This is a genomic window from Gemmatimonadales bacterium (assembly GCA_030697825.1).
In the GTDB taxonomy this organism is placed as follows: Bacteria; Gemmatimonadota; Gemmatimonadetes; order Gemmatimonadales; family JACORV01; genus JACORV01.
In genome coordinates this window covers 1-2,466 of the sequence record JAUYOW010000063.1, presented here as the reverse complement: position 1 = coordinate 2,466, position 2,466 = coordinate 1, and the positions used below count along the sequence as shown (strand labels likewise).

Genomic DNA, 2,466 nt, shown 5'->3' with positions numbered 1-2,466 from the left:
GATCACGTCTCCGGCCTCGCGACGTCGCACTACAGTGCCGCCGCCGTCCACCAGCAGGACGTCGCCGCGCCCGCTCGCGGCGGCCTCGACGATGGTCCTTCCCGCGATGGCGACCGGTAGGCGCGTGACCCGGAGCCCCGGGCCGAACGAAAGCAGCTCGCCCTCCGGCGCCCACACCACGCCTCGGTGACGCCCGCCCCAGCTGACCGCGCGGCCCTGCCACCAGAGGATCCTGGGGTCGGAGCCGCGCGTGAAGAAAGCCAGGACCAGAGCGGCCGGCACGGCGAACGCGGCGCCGGCCACCCAGGCGCGTGAGGTCACGACGCCGCGGCGATGGACTCGATGAAGATCGCGCGGGAGCCGCCCTGCTGCACCACGCGTCCGGTCACCCGGACCCGCTGCTCCGCGAAGGGGCGGAGCCGGGCGTTCTGTGCGTCACCCGGCATGGCGGTCGAGATCGGCATGTAGATGTTGCCGTCGCTGCCGAGGATCGCGAGGGGGATGCCCCGGTCGGAGCACACTTCGGCGCACATCTTGTGGCTGTCGCCGCCGAGGCCCTGGCCCAGGCGGCAGGAGACGTCGATGACCTCGCCGGTGATCGTGGCGGCGCGGGCCTGAGGCGCGCGGGGCATCGGCATGTTGCCCTGTTGGGCGTGGGCGGGCGCCGCGGCAACGGACATACCGGCCAGCGCGATCACTCCAAGAAAACGGTACTTCATGCTACCTCCTGCGTTGGTGTGGGTGGTCATGCCTTCGACCGTCAGAGGAACACGCGGTATGGTGGAACGGTTCCCGGACGCAGCCGCCAAGATCGGTCTCGCGGCCGGGCGCCGATTAGGTCCGATCATCCTCCGCGGCTGCAAGCACCGCATCCAGGCGCCGCACGAACTCCTGACGCGGCGCGGTCGCCGACGCCGCGCGAGAGACCAGGGCCAGGAAGGCAAGCTGGTGCCGGTACTGCGGGTAGCAGCGCGCGCACATCGCCAGGTGTTCGCGGATCCGGTGGGCCTCGTCCGGCGGCAACTCGCCGTCGAGATACTCCCACAGGCGCTTCATGACGCCGTGACAGTCGATCTTCGCGGGCGTCCGATGCGGGCGACCAGCCCGGCATCCCGGGCGTACTCGATCAGCGCTTCCTGAAGCAGCCGCCGGCCGCGGAACAGGCGTGACTTGACCGTGCCGATCGGTACGCCGAGGACGGCCGCGATCGTCGCGTACGACTGGTCCTCCAAATCGGAGAGGACGATCACCTCGCGATACTCCTCCGGCAGCTTCCGCAACTCAGCACGTACGACGTCACCCAACTCCGGAGCATCGAGGAACCCGCGTTGCGGATCCGACTCGCTCAGCCCCGAGTGGAGCGCCGCTGAGGCCAGACTCTCCAGCTCGGCCGCGTCGGCCGGCTCCTCGCGATTTTGCCGCACCGCCTGCCGCGACCGCAGGTTCCGGCAGATAGTGAAGAGCCACGCCCGACAGTTTGTTCCAGGCTCGTACTGCCGCCAGGCCTTGAGCGCGTTGAGGAACGTGTCCTGGGTCAAGTCCTCGGCGACGGCCTCGTTCCCGGACAGCGACAACGCGAAGCGGTAGACGCTGTTGAGATGCGGCAGCGCCTCCTGCTCGAACGCCTCGCGGTCGTCCGGGAGCGAATCGGGGTCAGCCATGGCTGTCAATCCAATACCGGGCGCGCACTCCGGGTTCCCTGCGCGCGGGTGCTGTCGTCGGTGCGGCGGCGAGGTGTCGGGAACCCGGCGCCCGGGAACCGGCCGCCACGCTTGCGGATTATACCCTATGGGGTATTCTACGCGTGCTCAACGAACCCGGAGGAACGGTGCCGCAGGTTTGCGCTCCGCAAGTCTATCTGAAGCCTGAAGTCGAGCGCCGCATCAGGAATCGCCTCAAGCGCCTCGAGGGCCAGGTGCGGGGCGTGGAGCGGTTGCTCGCGGCCCACCACTCCTGCGACGACCTCCTCGTGCTGCTCGGGGCGATCATGCAGGCGGTGTCCGGCGTGATCGTCGAACTGCTCGAAGGCCACATGCAGACCTGTGTCGCCGAAAGCGTCGAGCAAGGGCAAGGTATGAAGGCGCTCGCGAGCCTTCGGGGCGCACTGGCCTCGGCCCTCAGGCACGCGTCGTGATCCGCCGCCCTTTCGCCGCGGCGGGCGGCGCCGTGGCAGCTGCATTGGGCTCGGCGCTGTGCTGCGCCGGGCCGCTGGTTGCTGTTGCCCTCGGTCTTTCGGGTGCGGGCCTGGCGCGGACCTTCGAGCCGCTGCGGCCATACTTCGTGGGCGCGACGGCGCTCGCGCTCGGCGTCGGGCACTGGAGCCTGCGCAAAGAGGAGCGCAACGCCTGCGAGCCCGGAAGGCCGTGCGCCGATCCTCGCACCCGCCGCGTGATGCGCTGGACAGTCTGGCTCGCGACGATCTTCGCGGCGGTGTTCGCCACGTTCCCTTACTGGTCGCGGTTCGTC

At 69.8% G+C, this 2,466-nt stretch carries 6 protein-coding genes; 2 read left to right on the top strand and 4 right to left on the bottom strand.

Features of this window, described 5'->3' with window-relative positions:
- From Q8Q85_03035 to Q8Q85_03020, 4 genes are all read right to left on the bottom strand, one after another.
- Positions 1-321 (bottom strand): hypothetical protein (locus Q8Q85_03035; GenBank protein MDP3773219.1); only part of this gene is annotated, 321 nt, incomplete at its 3' end.
- Positions 318-719 (bottom strand): hypothetical protein, encoded by a 402-nt coding sequence (locus Q8Q85_03030; GenBank protein ID MDP3773218.1) that lies wholly within the window; start codon positions 717-719, stop codon positions 318-320. The genes Q8Q85_03030 and Q8Q85_03035, both read right to left, overlap by 4 nt.
- 115 nt (positions 720-834) lie before the next feature.
- The gene (locus Q8Q85_03025) at positions 835-1,056 is read right to left on the bottom strand and encodes a zf-HC2 domain-containing protein (GenBank protein MDP3773217.1); all 222 of its coding nucleotides are present in this window, start codon (positions 1,054-1,056) and stop codon (positions 835-837) included.
- Complete coding sequence (locus Q8Q85_03020; GenBank protein ID MDP3773216.1) at positions 1,053-1,661, bottom strand: sigma-70 family RNA polymerase sigma factor; 609 nt, start codon at positions 1,659-1,661, stop codon at positions 1,053-1,055. Before Q8Q85_03020 ends, Q8Q85_03025 begins: the two co-directional genes overlap by 4 nt.
- Positions 1,662-1,804: 143 nt before the next feature.
- Between Q8Q85_03020 and Q8Q85_03015 the strand changes: the two genes are divergently transcribed.
- Both Q8Q85_03015 and Q8Q85_03010 read left to right on the top strand, forming a co-directional pair.
- Positions 1,805-2,134, top strand: coding sequence for a metal-sensitive transcriptional regulator (locus tag Q8Q85_03015; protein ID MDP3773215.1), 330 nt, complete (start codon positions 1,805-1,807; stop codon positions 2,132-2,134).
- A partial coding sequence (locus Q8Q85_03010) for a mercuric transporter MerT family protein (protein MDP3773214.1) occupies positions 2,131-2,466 on the top strand: 336 nt, incomplete at its 3' end. The genes Q8Q85_03015 and Q8Q85_03010, both read left to right, overlap by 4 nt.

Coding starts and splice junctions, on each gene's coding strand:
- Q8Q85_03030 (MDP3773218.1), bottom strand. CDS start 719: ATGAAGTACCGTTTTCTTGGAGTGATCGCGCTGGCCGGTATGTCCGTT.
- Q8Q85_03025 (MDP3773217.1), bottom strand. CDS start 1,056: ATGAAGCGCCTGTGGGAGTATCTCGACGGCGAGTTGCCGCCGGACGAG.
- Q8Q85_03020 (MDP3773216.1), bottom strand. CDS start 1,661: ATGGCTGACCCCGATTCGCTCCCGGACGACCGCGAGGCGTTCGAGCAG.